Origin of the sequence: Acinetobacter sp. S40 (assembly GCF_016624705.1) — a bacterium.
GTDB lineage: Bacteria > Pseudomonadota > Gammaproteobacteria > Pseudomonadales > Moraxellaceae > Acinetobacter.
This window is the reverse complement of the sequence record NZ_JACVTU010000001.1, coordinates 1-16,804: the sequence shown is the minus strand read 5'-3', so window position 1 is coordinate 16,804 and position 16,804 is coordinate 1. Positions and strand designations below refer to the sequence as shown.

At 39.9% G+C, this 16,804-nt stretch carries 14 protein-coding genes; 6 read left to right on the top strand and 8 right to left on the bottom strand.

Translation table 11 applies throughout. The features are described from left to right. Positions 1 to 67: 67 nt before the first annotated feature. The 3 genes from IAE19_RS00070 to ilvD form a co-directional block, all read right to left on the bottom strand. Positions 68 to 1,387, bottom strand: coding sequence for an NAD(P)/FAD-dependent oxidoreductase (locus IAE19_RS00070; RefSeq protein ID WP_200458914.1), 1,320 nt, complete (start codon positions 1,385 to 1,387; stop codon positions 68 to 70). Positions 1,388 to 1,630: 243 nt separating this feature from the next. Then, a complete protein-coding gene (locus IAE19_RS00065) occupies positions 1,631 to 2,920 on the bottom strand; it encodes a hypothetical protein (RefSeq protein ID WP_200458913.1) in 1,290 nt (429 codons plus the stop codon). Between the two features lie 145 nt (positions 2,921 to 3,065). Beyond that, a complete protein-coding gene (gene ilvD, locus IAE19_RS00060; protein ID WP_200458912.1) occupies positions 3,066 to 4,895 on the bottom strand; it encodes a dihydroxy-acid dehydratase in 1,830 nt (609 codons plus the stop codon). 401 nt (positions 4,896 to 5,296) lie between these two features. On the opposite strand from ilvD, the gene fmt reads away from it, so the two are divergent. Both fmt and rsmB read left to right on the top strand, forming a co-directional pair. Next, positions 5,297 to 6,256, top strand: coding sequence for a methionyl-tRNA formyltransferase (gene fmt, locus IAE19_RS00055; RefSeq protein ID WP_200458911.1), 960 nt, complete (start codon positions 5,297 to 5,299; stop codon positions 6,254 to 6,256). Further along, positions 6,253 to 7,557, top strand: a complete 1,305-nt coding sequence (gene rsmB / locus IAE19_RS00050; protein WP_200458910.1) for a 16S rRNA (cytosine(967)-C(5))-methyltransferase RsmB — start codon at positions 6,253 to 6,255, stop codon at positions 7,555 to 7,557. The genes fmt and rsmB overlap by 4 nt, the downstream gene beginning before the upstream one ends. A gap of 36 nt (positions 7,558 to 7,593) precedes the next feature. Here rsmB and zupT read toward each other — a convergent pair whose 3' ends face one another. From zupT to IAE19_RS00030, 4 genes are all read right to left on the bottom strand, one after another. After that, positions 7,594 to 8,400, bottom strand: a complete 807-nt coding sequence (gene zupT, locus IAE19_RS00045) for a zinc transporter ZupT (RefSeq protein ID WP_200458909.1) — start codon at positions 8,398 to 8,400, stop codon at positions 7,594 to 7,596. Between the two features lie 86 nt (positions 8,401 to 8,486). Continuing rightward, positions 8,487 to 8,630 (bottom strand): methionine/alanine import family NSS transporter small subunit, encoded by a 144-nt coding sequence (locus IAE19_RS00040; protein ID WP_200458908.1) that lies wholly within the window; start codon positions 8,628 to 8,630, stop codon positions 8,487 to 8,489. Positions 8,631 to 8,640: 10 nt separating this feature from the next. Further along, a complete protein-coding gene (locus IAE19_RS00035; RefSeq protein WP_200458907.1) occupies positions 8,641 to 10,119 on the bottom strand; it encodes a sodium-dependent transporter in 1,479 nt (492 codons plus the stop codon). 416 nt (positions 10,120 to 10,535) lie between these two features. Beyond that, positions 10,536 to 11,456, bottom strand: coding sequence for an ATP-binding protein (locus tag IAE19_RS00030; RefSeq protein WP_200458906.1), 921 nt, complete (start codon positions 11,454 to 11,456; stop codon positions 10,536 to 10,538). 93 nt (positions 11,457 to 11,549) lie between these two features. Here IAE19_RS00030 and IAE19_RS00025 point away from each other — a divergent pair, with 93 nt between their 5' ends. Further along, the gene (locus IAE19_RS00025; RefSeq protein ID WP_200458905.1) at positions 11,550 to 12,335 is read left to right on the top strand and encodes a helix-turn-helix domain-containing protein; all 786 of its coding nucleotides are present in this window, start codon (positions 11,550 to 11,552) and stop codon (positions 12,333 to 12,335) included. Positions 12,336 to 12,348: 13 nt separating this feature from the next. On the opposite strand, the gene IAE19_RS00020 is transcribed toward IAE19_RS00025, so the two are convergent. Beyond that, positions 12,349 to 13,797 (bottom strand): aldehyde dehydrogenase family protein, encoded by a 1,449-nt coding sequence (locus IAE19_RS00020; protein WP_200458904.1) that lies wholly within the window; start codon positions 13,795 to 13,797, stop codon positions 12,349 to 12,351. A gap of 150 nt (positions 13,798 to 13,947) precedes the next feature. On the opposite strand from IAE19_RS00020, the gene IAE19_RS00015 reads away from it, so the two are divergent. The 3 genes from IAE19_RS00015 (at position 13,948) to IAE19_RS00005 (ending at position 16,756) form a co-directional block, all read left to right on the top strand. After that, positions 13,948 to 14,703, top strand: coding sequence for a TIGR04219 family outer membrane beta-barrel protein (locus IAE19_RS00015; RefSeq protein ID WP_200458903.1), 756 nt, complete (start codon positions 13,948 to 13,950; stop codon positions 14,701 to 14,703). Positions 14,704 to 14,763: 60 nt separating this feature from the next. Then, positions 14,764 to 15,873, top strand: a complete 1,110-nt coding sequence (locus IAE19_RS00010; RefSeq protein ID WP_200458902.1) for a putative zinc-binding metallopeptidase — start codon at positions 14,764 to 14,766, stop codon at positions 15,871 to 15,873. Between the two features lie 337 nt (positions 15,874 to 16,210). Continuing rightward, entirely contained in the window at positions 16,211 to 16,756 is a 546-nt protein-coding gene (locus IAE19_RS00005; RefSeq protein WP_200458901.1) for a type 1 glutamine amidotransferase domain-containing protein, read from the top strand. Positions 16,757 to 16,804: the final 48 nt, after the last annotated feature.

Genomic DNA, 16,804 nt, shown 5'->3' with positions numbered 1-16,804 from the left:
ATTCATGTTTTTGGTAGATAGCCTCAAGCAAAGATTGAGGCTCAGCATAAAGCGATTCAAGATGAAATTAGTGCATTTTGAGTTTCGGAGAGGCCGTCTTAGATAATAAATCCGTCATCATCATTAAGGCCGTTTTAAATACTCCATGTAAGGCCACTTGATGAAAACGATAGAGTGACACATACATCATCCGCGCCATAAACCCTTCCACATTAATATTATTAAAAATGCTTCCCACGCTACTGTGTTCACTTAAGGAAACCAGCGAACCTTTATCTTTGAATTGGAATTGTCCCAAGGATTTTTGATTCAAACGATTTTCCAGCGCCTTTGCCAGAAATATAGCTTCTTGATTAGCCACTTGCGCACGTGGCGGAACAGGTCGCTCCTGCCCCTCTGGGATATAGCAGGCACAGTCACCCATCGCAAAAATATCATCATCCCGTGTGGTTTGTAAGCTTGGACGTACCACTAATTGATGAATGCGATTCGTTTCCAAACCCGCAATGTCTTTGAGAAAATCTGGCGCTTTAATCCCCGCTGACCAAACTTTGAGGGTCGCAGCAATTTGTAAGTCTCCTTCACAAAAAACGGTATCGGCATCGATATGCGTCACTCGACAATGGGTTAGAACTTTTACTCCGATCTGTTCCAACTCTTTTTGAGCACGTTCCGATACACGCTCATTCAATGCTGGAAGAATCCGCGGTGCTGCTTCTATTAAACTAATATTGACGTCTTTAGGGTCGATACTATTGAGTCCATATTTAGAAAACTCATTTGCTGCATGGTGTAATTCGGCAGCCAATTCCACGCCCGTTGCGCCTGCTCCGATAATTGCAATATTTAAATCATTCTGATGACGATGCATCAAATGATTGGCCTGAGCTTCCAAATACATACTTAAAAATTCACGTTGAAACCGGTCTGCCTGTGGCCTTGAATCCAGAAAAATACAATGTTCTTTAGCACCTGATGTACCAAAGTCATTTGAAGTGGAACCAATCGCCATCACCAACGTGTCATAGCCAATGCGTCGTTCAGGCGCAATGTCTTTACCCTCTTCATCACGCAACACGTCCAGCACAATTTCTTTTGTCTGACGCTTAATATCTTTTAAACGACCCAGAAAAAATTCAAAATGATGTTGATTGGCATGTGCAAAATAATTCAACTCATCTTCATAAGAATTTAACGTCCCCGCTGCCACCTCATGGAGCAAAGGTTTCCAGATATGAGTGAGTGCAGCATCAACCAGAATTATCTCTGCTTTTTGATGTTTACCTAGTCTATTGCCTAAACGTGTCGCGAGTTCAAGTCCTCCAGCTCCTCCACCGACGATCACGATACGATGTAATTTTAAATCACGATTTGATGTAGTCATCATAAGACAGCTCCAATTTTCTTATGAATACCAACTATTTCAATTTGTATTTATAAGAAAAATGTTACCTATTATCTACACAAATATTTAGCATAAAGAACATACCTTTTTCCAACGTTTAGTTCTTTTTTTGTTAAACAATTCATCAAGGAAAACAAAAACTGCGTTCCAGCTCCGGCGAAACGCAGTTTTTTTAAAAGTAAATGGACTGAAATAGGAGTGAGGACAAATTAAAAGAAAGCTGAATTAGCTTTCCAGACTTTCGCTTTTATATTTTTCTTCTAGCACATTATTGAAAATACTTTCAATCATCCAGACTCGGTACAAACTATTAAATACATAACGTTGTCCGTCTATACGCAGTTCCAGTACTGGAAAGTCTGGTTGATGTTTATCCTGACATAAACGATCATTTTGCGCCAATAACGTTGTAATTTCTTCTTGATTAATGGACTCGATACCGAGTTGCTGCTGCAATGCCTGAAAATGAGGTTTATAAGATGGATCCTTGCCTTTGGTCCAGACAGCTTGCAAAATGTCATAGATAGCATCGACTCGTTGTTCCTCAGACGCACTATAATACAAACGAGCCATTTCCAGTGTGGCTTCCTGAGTGGGACGACAAAAAGGAGTAAATGCGACATCTGTACGTTTGGATAATCGTGTTGCCAAACTCCAGTCAAATAAATCACGCCGCTGATAACTCAGCGGATAGACATTGAGCTGAATATTATAATAATTGGCCAATTCTTCCCGAATATAAGCCAATAATAACCAGCTAATCGGGTCTTCCAGTGCAATAAATAAATCTAGTTCAGGATGCATGGCCTGAATATCTGCCAACTCTTCAGCATCACTGAGTAAATGTTCACGCCATTCAATGTGATTAATTAAGAAAATCGGATTACCCGTTAATAATTTTTGTTGTTTTAAACGGCGGGTCAAGCGAAGCAAATCATCAACCGCATGATATTTACGTCCACCAAACTCAAAGAAACTGGCAGGAACAGGAACATTATTAAAGATACGTTCTGGAAAATTCTGGGGACTTTGCTGCTGGCTAGCCATCGTATACAAAGTGCGTAATTTGCCATATTGCTGTTGCCACAGCATATGAAAGACATCTTCAAGCAAATACAGGAAATTTTTCCCTTGTAAGGGTGTGTTTTTAAGGATGACTTCGGCTTGATGGAGTGCTTCTGTGATCGGCGATTCAGGGGTTTCATCAAAACTAAAACGATGTTGTCTGGCTAAAATCTGGGCGTCATTTAAACAATAATTTTGCCATTCCAGTTCTGTCATACCATTGGGAGGTTCTGCGGACTGATGTGAAATAATGACTTTGAGCGGTTTTAACTCATCACTGAGGATTTCATCCAATTGTGTCAGTTGCTGTACAGCCAAATAGCTATAAACATCATCCAGTCTCAGATAAATACTTAATCCCTGCTCCGTTGATAACACCGCCTGACGAGAGGGCTTTTGGTAAAACCAACTCGATCGAATAGGATCAAACCAACGGCGTAACAGTGACATGAAGCAAGCCTCTAATAAATTTTTATCGGACAATGGGTTAAACAGAATAAAAAAGCATAACGCATTATACTTTAACATTGAAATGACCATTTTCCATAAAAAAACACCCACAAAAGTGAGTGTTTTATAGACTCAGATCAAACGATTAGAGTTCGCGTACCGCGCCTCGGGCAGCACTCGTGGTATGCATGGCATAAGCTTTTAAAGCTTTTGACACTTTACGCTTGCGCTCTTCCACTGGATGCCAGCCTTTTTCTTCCTGTACCGTACGACGATGTGCCAATGTCGCATCATCAACATTTAAGTGGATAGTACGGTTTGGAATATCAATTTCAATGGTATCGCCATCATGAACCAGTCCAATCGCACCCCCTTCCGCGGCTTCGGGAGATACGTGACCAATTGAAAGACCAGATGAACCGCCTGAGAAACGACCATCGGTAATCAAAGCACAGTCTTTACCCAAACCTTTAGACTTCAGATAACTGGTCGGGTAAAGCATTTCTTGCATACCCGGGCCGCCACGTGGGCCTTCATAACGAATGACCACGACATCGCCCGCTTTAATATCTCCACCCAAAATCGCGTCTACGGCTGAATCCTGACTTTCAAAAACTCGCGCTGTTCCCGTAAATTTTAAAATTGATTCATCTACACCTGCGGTTTTGACAATGCAACCATCCAGCGCAATGTTACCGTAAAGAACAGCCAGACCACCGTCTTGAGAGAATGCATGTTCAGCATTACGAATCACCCCCTTTTCACGATCACCATCCAGAGTTGAATAATAGCGATTTTGTGAAAATGCCACCTGAGTCGGTACGCCACCCGGTGAAGAGCGATAAAACTCATAGACCTCTGGTGCTTCAGTGCGAATAATATCCCATTTATCTAAAGCGTCTTTTAAGGTTTTTTCATGCACTGTAGGAATAGAAGTTTCCAATAATCCCGCACGATCTAACTCACCTAAAATTGCCATGATCCCACCAGCACGATGAACATCTTCCATATGCACATCTTGTTTAGCAGGGGCAACTTTAGACAACACAGGCACTTTACGTGACAGATTATCAATGTCATCCATTGTGAAATCTACTTCAGCTTCATGTGCCGCTGCCAATAAATGCAATACAGTATTGGTTGAACCACCCATTGCAATATCAAGCGTCATGGCATTTTCAAAAGCTTTTTTAGTGGCAATCGAACGGGGCAAAATGCTGTAGTCATCCTGCTCATAATGACGTTTCGCCAATTCAACAATCAACTGTCCTGCACGTTCAAATAATTTTTTACGATTAGCGTGTGTTGCCACAATCGAACCATTACCTGGTAAAGATAACCCCAACGCTTCAGTTAAACAGTTCATCGAGTTTGCTGTGAACATGCCTGAACATGAACCACAAGTGGGACAAGCAGAACGTTCAAAAGCCTGAACTTCTTCATCGGTGTAGCTGTCATCGGCAGCTACTACCATGGCATCGACCAGATCGATGGCCTTTTCATTTCCACGAATTTTTACTTTACCTGCTTCCATCGGCCCACCAGACACGAAGACGACTGGAATATTCAGGCGCATAGATGCCATCAACATACCCGGGGTGATTTTGTCACAGTTTGAGATACAAACCATGGCATCGGCACAGTGTGCATTGACCATATATTCGACAGAATCGGCAATCAAATCACGAGAAGGCAATGAATACAGCATTCCATCATGCCCCATCGCGATACCGTCATCGACTGCAATGGTATTAAATTCTTTTGCTACACCACCTGCTGCCTGAATCTGTTCAGCCACCAGTTGACCCAGATCTTTCAGGTGCACGTGACCTGGAACAAATTGAGTGAACGAGTTGACCACCGCAATAATCGGCTTACCAAAGTCTTCATCTTTCATTCCTGTTGCGCGCCATAAGCCACGCGCACCAGCCATATTTCTTCCGTGCGTAGATGTTTTTGAACGATAATCAGGCATTTGCGTTTCCAACAAGTTGTGCTTGAGACAAATCTAAATGGGTCTCTGGCTAAATTAGGCTATTTCAGCAGATTCTTACATCATACTACAGCTTAGTGTTTAAGCGATGAGCAAAAATGACTTTCATTTTAAGCTGCATTCAAGATGCAAGCTCATCACAAAACCATAAAATTTGGAGAATAGAAGATCCAATATAAACTGATCTGTTTAAAATTGAATACAAAACTTTCATGAATAATTTTTTAATTTTGCATTACCTTTAGTTATCAATAAATATAATCTGCCTCAAATATATTTAATCTGCTCATTAAGCCATTGTAATTATAGAAATAACCATGTGATTTTAGGCTTAAACGCTGTTTTGCCTTATAATAGCGACAAGTTTTTATGGAAGTGAATGTGTGAAAGTTATTTTTGCAGGAACACCTGAATTTGCCTCTACGGCTTTGGCTGCCTTACTTCAAACAGAACATGAGATTGTTGCTGTTTATACCCAGCCAGATCGTAAAGCAGGTCGTGGCCAAAAACTCACACCTTCTCCAGTTAAACAACTGGCGCTTGAACATCATTTACCTGTCTATCAGCCCCTACATTTTAAGGCCTCTACAGAAGAAGGATTGGCTGCTCAGCAACAACTGGCTGAATTAGGTGCAGATGTCATGGTGGTTGCGGCTTATGGCTTGATTTTGCCACAAGCGGTTCTGGATACGCCTAAATACGGTTGTCTAAATATTCACGGTTCGCTATTACCACGTTGGCGTGGTGCTGCTCCTATTCAACGTGCGATTGCTGCAGGAGATCCGCAAACTGGTGTGACTATTATGCAAATGGCAGCAGGTTTAGACACTGGCGATATGCTTTATAAAACCTTTTACGATATTCAAACTACTGACACTTCTGCTAGTGTGTATGAAAAATTGGCAACTCAGGGCGCAGAAGCAATTTGCAAAGTGTTGGAGTCAGAACAAAGCCTACAAAGCTACATACATACACGTCAGGTTCAGGATGAAAGCCAGACGATTTATGCACAAAAGCTAACAAAAAACGAAGCACAAATTGACTGGTCACTAGATGCCATCCAAATTGACCGTAATATTCGTGCCTTCAATCCGTGGCCTGTAGCATTTATTGCTTTGGATGAGAGTAATAATTTACGTGTATGGAACTCTAGCCTTTCCCCGCTAAACAACGATCATGCTCAAATTGGTGAAATTCTTGCCATTGATAAATTTGGTGTTCATGTGGCGTGTCATACAGGCACAGTATGCTTGAGTTCTTTGCAATGGCCGGGTGGCAAAGCTTTAAACCCTATACAAATTTTACAAACTCAAAAACTTAATGTTGGACAAGTATTGGCATGAAACAGTTTCCACGTCCAAGTACCGAACTTAATTTACGGGCCCAAGTCGTTTCGACACTCTTACAGGTACAGCAAGGTCAATCCTTAGCAGGTTTATTGCATCATCAACTTAATGAAATTCCAGAACGTGATCGTGCTTTATTTCATGAGCTGGTGTTGGGAACACTTCGCCAGTGGTATGCCCTTAAAGCGATTACATTGCCCTTATTGGCAAAGCCACTTCATAATGAAACAGTGGAGACCTGTCTATACGTTGGGTTATACCAAGTATTGTGTACTCGTATCCCTGCACATGCCGCTATTTCAGAAACGGTTACTGCCAGTAAACAATTAGGTTTTCATGCTTTAAGTGGGATTGTAAATGCGATTTTACGTCGCGCCACACGTGAAACAGAAGAGTTTCAACATCATTTACAACAAGCGCATGGCCTTCCTAGTTGGCTCTATAAACGTCTAAAAAAAGACTGGCCTTTGCAAGTCGATGATTTATGTCAGCAACTCAAGCAAACTGCGCCGCTAACTTTACGAATTAACCAGCGCTATATCGGCCGGGATGCTTATCTCACTAAACTTCAGGCACAGGATATTCAGGCGCACGCCTGCACCTTGTCAGAAGTTGGTATCGTAATGGAACAATCCGTACAAATCACAGCTTTACCAGGTTTTGAACAAGGTTGGTTTTCGGTACAGGATGAACATGCCCAGCTTTGTGCTACGCTTGTACCCGATCTAAATGAACACCTCGTATTAGATGCTTGTGCTGCACCTGGTGGTAAAACCGCGCATTTATTGGAAAAATTTAAACCCCAGTCCTTGATTGCTTTGGATCAGGATACACAGCGTTTGCTTCGCGTCAGTGAAAATTTACAGCGGTTAAAATTACCACAGAACAATGTTGAAATTATCACTGCGGATGCAACCACGTGGCAAACAAATCAGGCATTGGATTGTATTGTTCTGGACGCTCCTTGTTCAGCCACAGGTGTGATACGCCGTCATCCTGATATTCGCTTGTTGCGTCAATCTAGCGATATTGCCCAAACTGTCGCTTTACAAAAGCAAATTTTGCAAAATTTATGGAAGCAACTTAACGTAGGTGGCACACTGCTCTATGTTACCTGTTCAATTTTAAAAGTTGAGAATGAACAGCAAATGATCGATTTTCTTGCTGAACATTCAAATGCTGAAGAAATTAAAATTGAGGCAACATGGGGAATTGAACAAATTCATGGTCGCCAGTTACTACCAGCATCTGGACAGGGCGATGGTTTTTATTATTGCCGAATTAAAAAAGTCGCTTAATGCGACTTTTTTTATACTTCATGGATCGATATAAACCTATACAAACTTAAATAACACTAGACTCAAGGCCAGCGCTGCCATACCTGAAACTAAACCATAAACTGTTTCATGCCCACGGGCATAACGTTTGGCCGTTGGCAATAATTCGTCCAGAGATAAATACACCATCACCCCTGCAATCAAACCAAATACAATGCCATAAACCATTGGCCCCAAAAAAGGCGCCAACAGGAAGTATCCTAGAGCTGCACCAAAAGGCTCTGCTAAACCCGATAATAAGCTTGCCACAATCGCAATCGACTTTTTCTGAGTAGCAATATAAACGGGTACAGCAATCGCAATGCCCTCAGGAATATTATGAATCGCAATGGCAACTGCCAAAGGCGCACCCAACGTTGGGCTATCTAAAGTCGCAAAAAAGGTTGCCAAACCCTCGGGGAAATTATGTGCTGTAATCGCCAATAAAGTCAGTAAAGCGGTACGACGAATTTGCGCCTGATCCAATTGTAAATTTGCGCTTTTTTCGACCATTGCATGTGGATTGGGTACAAAGCGATCGAGTAATAAAACTAAAATCACGCCTGCTAAAAAAGCAAAAGTGGCATAGGTATATGCAACTTTATCCTGAAAAATTTCAGAAAATGAATGCCATGACTTATTTAAAATCTCAGTCAACGAAACATAGACCATGGCCCCACCAGAAAATGCAAGACCAAAAGATAGAAGACGGAAACTAGGTTGTTTAAAAAACAAGACTATCGCACCACCGACCAATGTCGCCAGACCCGCTAAAAAAGTGACTGCAAAGGCAGTCCAGACTTCTGGGCTAAACAATGACGACATTGAGATTGCTCCTAAAAAGAAAGCCATCATCATAATTGATAATGACTTTCATTTGCAATAAATCAATATAGAGGAATACTTAAAAATCAAAGTGTATGTTGATCTTTAACCTCATCAAGTACTTCGTCCAGTTCTTCAGGATGTTTGCTTAAATGCAGAATGGACAATGCCAGTCCTCCCCATAAAAACACCATCGAGATCACCATCATGACAATAGCTGAAGTATTCATTCTGGCTCTCCTAACGATCTTGCATTTTAGATAAAATCAACGCAATCACTGCACAGAAAATAATGCAGCCCCAACCAAATATCCACTGCATACTGATACTATAATCACCATAGCCTTTTAATAACAAGTGATAAACTGTCATCGATAATGTAACAAGCAAGATCATTGACGTAATCACGGTAAGGGTGAAATTCCAGCCTTTGCCCAATTGAATCGTTGAAATTGCATTAATATGGTTACGCAGTTCGAGTAAAGCCGAACGCTTAAACCATGCAACTGCAATAATCGAAACCAGTGCGCCACCAATAATGCCGATATTATTAATAAAGTGATCGACGATATCGACCAGCTTAATGGAATTCACACTTGAGAATAAAACGATTGAAACAACAGCACTTCCTCCACCTACAATCGTGACAGCTTTTTTACGACTCCATTTTAGCTTATCCTGCATGGCTGCAATGGGCACTTCCAAGATACTGACCATTGAAGAAATTCCTGCCACGAAAAGTGAAGCAAAAAATAAAATACCAAATAAATCGCCCCCAGCACCCAGACTGGAAATAATTTTAGGAAATGCAATAAAGGCCAGCCCAATACCGCCACTCACCACATCCTGTACATTGCTATGAGCAATATGCGCCATAAAACCTAATGCAGCGAAAATCCCAATACCTGCTAAAATTTCAGTCGAAGCATTGGCAAAGCCTACGATTAAACCAGAGCCAGTCAAATTAGTTTTGGGTTTTAAATATGAAGCATAAGTCACCATGATTCCAAAGCCGACAGACAGCGAGAAAAAAGTATGCCCATATGCCGCTAGCCATACTTTATAGTCCATCATCGCTGACCAATTTGGGGTGAAAAAAGCATTCAACCCATTCACCGCACCCGGTAAACGTAATGCTTGAATTACAAGAACCGTAAACAAAACAAATAATAAAGGCATAAAAATTTTATTGGAAAGCTCTACTCCTTTTTTTACCCCTCCATAAAGGATAATCAAAGTTAATGCCCAAATCCCTAAAATAGGCCAAAATAGATGCCCTACAAATCGCAAGTCAAAATTTGCTGCTTCAGTGGTTTGCAAATACGTTTTAAAGAAAAAACCTTCAGGGTCGCTTCCCCACATTTGACCGATAGAAAAATAAATATAACTGCCCGCCCATGTGAGCACACTGGCATAATACAATCCGATGATGATACAAACACAGACCTGCCACCAACCTAATGTTTCGCCCCCACGAAATAATTTACGATAGGCTTTAGGCGGGGAACTTCGGGCTTTATGTCCTACCGCATAATCTAAAAATAACAGCGGTAAACCCGCAGTAATAAGAGCCAGTAAATAAGGAATTAAAAATGCTCCCCCGCCATTTTCATAAGCGACATAGGGAAAACGCCATATATTACCTAAACCAACTGCGGAGCCGACCGCAGCAATAATAAAACCAGATCGTGAAGACCAGTTCTCACGGGTATCAGTCATAAATTATCACCATTTGTCTTGATCTTGCTTGGATTATTTATTGAACATTGCAAGACAAGCGTCATTTCAAAATATTTTTTTTATTTGAACTATATTTTGCCTTTTGAGCCTCATGATTGTCCAAATAGACAAAAAATTGTTCCGTCTTCCTTAAAGATCGTCATTTATTTTTTGTCTTTCTAATCTTTGAACAATACCCGCTTTTTAACTGATTTTCTCGTATTTTGCTGTAAATAAACCATGATTTTGAGGTTTTATCATTCATTTGTTTATTTTTTCTAAAATTTAAGTTCTATTTTCATTTTTTTAAAAATTTTAATCTAACTAAACAATGCTATTTGTAAACAAAAAGGGGAAGTTACTTTTCCCCTGTTGCTTACATTTAAATTGTTATTTGTTCCACGTGGAACTTGGATTTATCGATCCTGTTGTAATGCGCGTTGTCCACTGAGCATTTTGGCAAATTGGTTGGCGATGCGTCCTGAACGATTACCTTTTTGGGTTGCATATTGAATGGCCTGCTGTTTAACGTGCTCAATTTCATGGTGCTGCCAACCATATTCGACTAACCATAGTTTAACTGTATTTAAATACTCAACTTGTGAAAATGAGTAAAAATGGATTTGTAAACCAAAACGATCTGCCAAAGATACTTTCTGCTCGACACTGTCACCCGGATGAATTTCTCCACTTTCCGAAACAAAAAACTCCTGATTATCCCGCTGATATTCGGTCACCATATGTTTACGGTTAGATGTAGCATAAATCAAGACATTATCCGCACTGGCAGACAATGAACCATCCAGTACAGTTTTCAAACCAGAATAAGACGTATCACCTGCTTCAAAAGCCAAATCATCACAAAAAATAATAAATCGCTCTGGCCGATCTGCAATCAAATTAACAATTTTAGGTAAATCATTGAGATCTTTCTTTTCAAGCTCAATAATACGCAATCCTTTTGCATGAAACTCATTTAAGCACGCTTTGACAATGGATGATTTCCCCGTTCCACGTGCACCTGTCAACAATACATTATTGGCAAAATAGCCTTTGACAAAAGCTTCAGTGTTATCTTTAACCTTATTCACTTGCAGATCAATATTACTCAAAGCATTAAATGAACTGAGCTGTGGATGCCGAATTGGAACAAGGTAACCCTTGTAACGTAAATCCTCAGTTTTCTCCCAACGAAATGCAATAGCTTGCTCAAATAGTTGATTATCCACAATAACTTGCGGACCAAACTGACGAAGTGCTTGCGCAATACTTTGCAATTGATCATTGAGTTGTTTTACCGTCTGAATCAACTCGGCAGTTAACTGTTCCAAAGTCATGCTCCTATCATGATAGAACAATAGTGTAAGACTATTTAGTTTGAAAGTATTTCGATAAAATCTCAAAAATTGTCGCTAAAATATCATCTAGATATGCCGTCTGATCCTAATTATTTTGAGTTTTTTGAAGTAGCGCAAAGTTCACTTTATTGCTTATCTGCGCGCTACCCTCAGCATCATTATTTTAATTGGCATCAACATGCACGGGCACAACTTCTGTATGCGGTGCAGGGTAGTATGTTAGTTGAAACGCATAGAGGAAAGTGGATTGTTCCTGCTCAGCATGGTGTTTGGCTTTCACCTCAAATGCCCCATGCTATTAGCATGCTTAATGAGGTACATATGCGTTCAATCTTTATTTCGCCTGAGCTAAATATTCAATTTGAACAAGCAATCTGTGTCATCAAAATTTCAGCGTTATTACGTGAATTAATTTTTGCCAGTAGCGAAATTCATGAACCTTATACAGCGAATACTCGTGAAGATAGAATCAATTTGTTATTGTTAGATGAACTTCAACAAATGCCAAAACTCCCTTTCTTTCTGCCTTGGCCAACACAAAGTCATCTACGGCATTTATGTCAGAAAGTTCTGGACCAACCACATCATTTGCTGCGTATTGAAGATATTAGCCAGCAATTAAATATGAGTAAAATTACCTTTCAACGGCATTTTCAAAAACAAACGGGACTCAGTTTTGGGCGTTGGCGACAACAAGCAAGATTACTACTTGCTTTGGAGCGTCTCACTCAGGGTGAAAAAATCCTGAGTATCGCTCTAGATCTTGGATTTTCTAGTCAAAGTGCCTTTAGTGCGAGCTTTAAGCAATACTTTGGTATTTCACCGAGTGCCTGCTTTGCAACAAACACTCGTATTTAGAATTATAGGTAAATTAAGATTGTTTAATGACCAGTAAACGCTCTTCCTGCATATCACGAATAGCTGAATGAATTCCCTCTCTTCCCAAGCCTGAATCCTTTACACCTCCATAAGGCATATTATCAACACGGAAAGTAGGAATATCATTTATGATCACGCCACCGACATGTAAATGTTGCCATGCATACATCATATTATTGAGATTTTGAGTATAAACACCGGCCTGTAAGCCGAAACGACTGTGATTAATTTTGGCAACACCTTGCTCAAAAGTTTTATATTTCTCCAAAATCGCGATGGGGCCAAAGGCTTCATCTTTATAAATTTCAAGCTTTTCATCAACATTTTCAACTAAAGTTGCTTCAAACAAGACACCTTCCAGAATTCCACCGGCAAGTATTTTTGCTCCTTTTTTTTCAGCCTTATCTAGCCATTTTTTTAATCGAATTGCTTCTTTTTCCTTGATCATTGGACCCACGAGCGTCGTAGCCAAATCGGGATCGCCCGCTTTTAGTTTTTTGACTTTAGCCACCAGTTTTTTCTTTAACTCACTATAAATATCAGTATGTACTAAAATTCGCTGCACACTGATACACACTTGTCCAGCTTGACCATAAGCACCTGCAATCAGTCGCTCGATAAAAGCGTCTGTTAGTTCTGTATCAGGTTCTATCATTACGGCTGCATTGCCCCCCAGTTCTAGTGTAACTTTTTTACGACCGGCTCTGGCTTTCATATCCCATCCGACTTGATCCGAGCCTGTAAAACTCAGCATTTTAAAGCGGTCATCTGTCACCAGAATATCTGCAGCACTACGTTCACAAGGTAAAATAGACCAAGCTCCTTTTGGTAACTCTGTTTCAGCTAAAATCTCAGCAATTTTTATGGCGCTGATAGGCGTTAAACTGGCTGGTTTTAAAACAAATGGACATCCTGCTGCAATGGCAGGTGCAATTTTATGCGCAGTTAAATTGAGTGGGAAATTAAAGGGGCTGATCAGAGAAATAGCACCAATGGGCACATGACGCACCATACCTTGATATGCAGCTGCAACAGGAGTAACAGCTAAAGGCAAAACACGACCACTGTCCATTTGGGTCGTCGCATCGGCAGCTAATTGGAAGGTATTTATCAAACGTTCAACTTCCGCTGCGGCCGCACTGCGTGGTTTCCCTCCCTCAGCAATCAAGATTTCAGTGAATAGTGATTTTTCCTCAGTAAAACGTTTGACGCAATGCAACAATATTTTTTGTTTTTCATACGGCTTAAGTGCCGCCATTTCAGTTTCTGCCTTTATCGCTGCCACAGTGGCTTTTTCGATGGTTTTAGCATCTGCAAGGGCAACTTTTGCATATAATTCATGATGAAACTTATGTTGCACTTCTAACCATTGTCCTGTTTTGACGGGTTTACCTGCAACATATAGTGGATATTCAGCAGGAGTTGGCATTTTAGACGGCATAATTAATTCTTCCTTATTTAAATTTAGTCACTGTATTTCAATACTTATTCTTATATCATGCGCTGATTATGTTGATTAATCGGCTGTTATTCGGTAACAAATACCATTCAAAAAATAGTTTTAGATACTTTTTAAGGATAGTTTTTAGCAATGAAAATGCTTCGAAGTGCAATATGTGTAATGGGATTAACCCTTAGCAGTCTGGCTCAGGCTGATTTTATTGGGGTAACGGGAGATATTAATTACTGGTATGTAGCTGGTGATGTAACGAATCACTCTTCAAGTTCTTTGTCTAATGATTTTAATAGTGGCCAACTGATCTTGGACCCCTACGTCAGCAGTACAACAAAATATAAAATAGATCAAGATGGCGCTTTTCAGGCTTCTCTCGCTTTTGAGCACCCTATACCATTAATCCCTAATATTAAACTGAAATATACAAAATTGGATCTGGATGCACAGGCAAATAGTATTTTCATTGATCAGAGTAACGTAGATTTAGATCAGACAGATCTGATTTTGTATTATGAAATTCTAGATAATATTGTGAGCGCCGATGTGGGGCTGGGTGTGCTTAAGCTGGAGGGCCAAGTGAAACAATATGATGATATCCTCTATAAAACCCATAAAATTGATGGCCATAATCCACTAGTATATGCTCAAGTAGGCGCCAAACTTCCATTCACAGGTTTTCGAGCCAAAGCTGAAGCACTGTATAGTGATTATGATGATGCCAAAATCACTGATTTTCAGGCAGAAGTTCAGTACAACATGATTCAAAATTTACTGGTCGATGTAGGTGCCAAAGTAGGTTATCGTGTCTTAAATATTGATTTTGATCGGGACGATGAGACTTTAAAAATGGAATTTAAAGGCCCTTACGTCGGCTTGGAAGCACATTTTTAAACTTCTTTTTCTTAAAAATGCTCTTAAAATGTGAGAGCATTTTCTACCAAACGCACTGTTATGAAAGTTTTCTACTGCCACAATTGTCATCATCAGGTTTTTTTTAATAATACGCATTGTGAAAACTGCAATGCTCTTTTAGGTTATGAAGTCGAAAATAAAACGATGGGTACTTTTGAGCAAGTAGATGAACTTGTCTGGAAAAGTCTTCATCCTAAAGAGCAAGGCACCTTATACAAGCCTTGCTACAACTATCATCAGCATCAAGTCTGTAACTGGATGATTCCTGCGGACAGCGAACATATTTATTGTGAATCATGTCGCCTAACTCATACTATTCCTGACCTTTCATTTCCTCAAAATACCTTATATTGGCGTCGACTTGAGCAAGCTAAACGTCGTTTTCTATATTTAACCCAGCAGCTCAACATTTTTCCACGCCCTAAAAAGAATGATGATGATCGCTTTGGACTACGTTTTAATTTCTTAATGCCCCTGCCTGATCAACCGATTATGACAGGACATCAATCTGGTACAATTACTCTCAATGCCAGTGAAGCAGATGTAGTTCATCGTGAAAAAACACGTCTTGATATGCAGGAAAATTATCGGACTGTATTAGGTCACTTTCGTCATGAAAGCGGTCATTATTACTTTGATATCATGACTCACCTTTATCCTGAATGGCTAGACGAATTTCGTTTGTATTTTGGTGATGAGCGTATGGATTATGCTCAAGCACTTGAGGAATATTATCAAAACGGTTCTGATGAACAATGGCAAGATTTTTATATCAGTCGATATGCTGGTGCACATCCGTGGGAAGACTGGGCTGAAACTTGGGCACATTACTTACATATGATGGATACTTTGGATACTGCTTATCATACTGGCATGAATATTGAGGCCAATCATCAGATTGATCCCGATATGCATTTTAAAGAATCTCCGATTGGTTCCCTAGATTTTGAACACACATTGACGAACTGGTTTGCATTGAGTTATGCCTTAAATGGTTTAAATCGGAGTATGGGTTTACAAGATGCCTATCCATTTACCTTATCGAATGCCGTTTTGGACAAACTCCGATTCATTCACCGTACTCTCTTGAAAGTCGCTTTAAAACCAGAAATTCGCGCATCAGATGAGATTGATTCAAATATGATGTAAGCGATTACTTACAAACAACGCCGTTTTTTGCGAATTGAGGGATTACTCTAATTTAACTACAGTTAAATCATGCAGAAACAGGATGTTTCTTTTCAAACAATAAAAATCGCAGGATGTGAGTTGGTTGACAGGAATTAACCGCATTATACAAATCTGAAAAGCCCTGACAGGATGTTGGGGCTTTTTCACATAAGTAATTTAGGAATAAAGTTCTTTTCGTGTAAATAAATTCTACACAGTAATGTGATTTCAACAGATCAGGTATCAAACTACAACAGGACAGACTCTTAGAATTGACTAGGCTAATTCTTATATCAAATAAATAGGATTTCAGCTGATGACAAGCAAAGCATTATTTATTACCTCTAATACTGGCGTTGAACATGATGAGCTTATTAAGCCTTTAGAATTTTTACAATCAAAAGGAATCGAAGCCATTCATGCAGCTGTCGAACATGATGATGTACAAACTGTAAAAGGAGATAAAACTCAAGGCCCAAATTATTCTCCTCAAACCACTTTAGATAAAGTAGATCCTGCGGATTATGATATTTTAGTTATTCCAGGTGGCACAGTAAATGCAGACCAATTACGCATTCATGAAGATACCAAACGAATCGTGCAATATTTTACAGACCAAGCAAAGCCAATTGCAGCAATTTGCCACGCTCCTTGGGTATTGATTAATGCAGAACGAATTAAAGATAAGAATTTAACCTCATATAAAAGTATTCGTCTTGACCTTGAAAACGCTGGAGCAAATTGGGTAGATGAAACCGTACATCGTTGTAATACAGGTGGATGGGTCTTGATTACTTCACGCAGTCCAGATGATATTCCTTATTTTAATGAAGCACTGGTTCATGAGTTATCGAGTGTTTAGGCGTTAACTTATTTTTATCTTTATTTCAGCATAATACTTAGTAAAAAA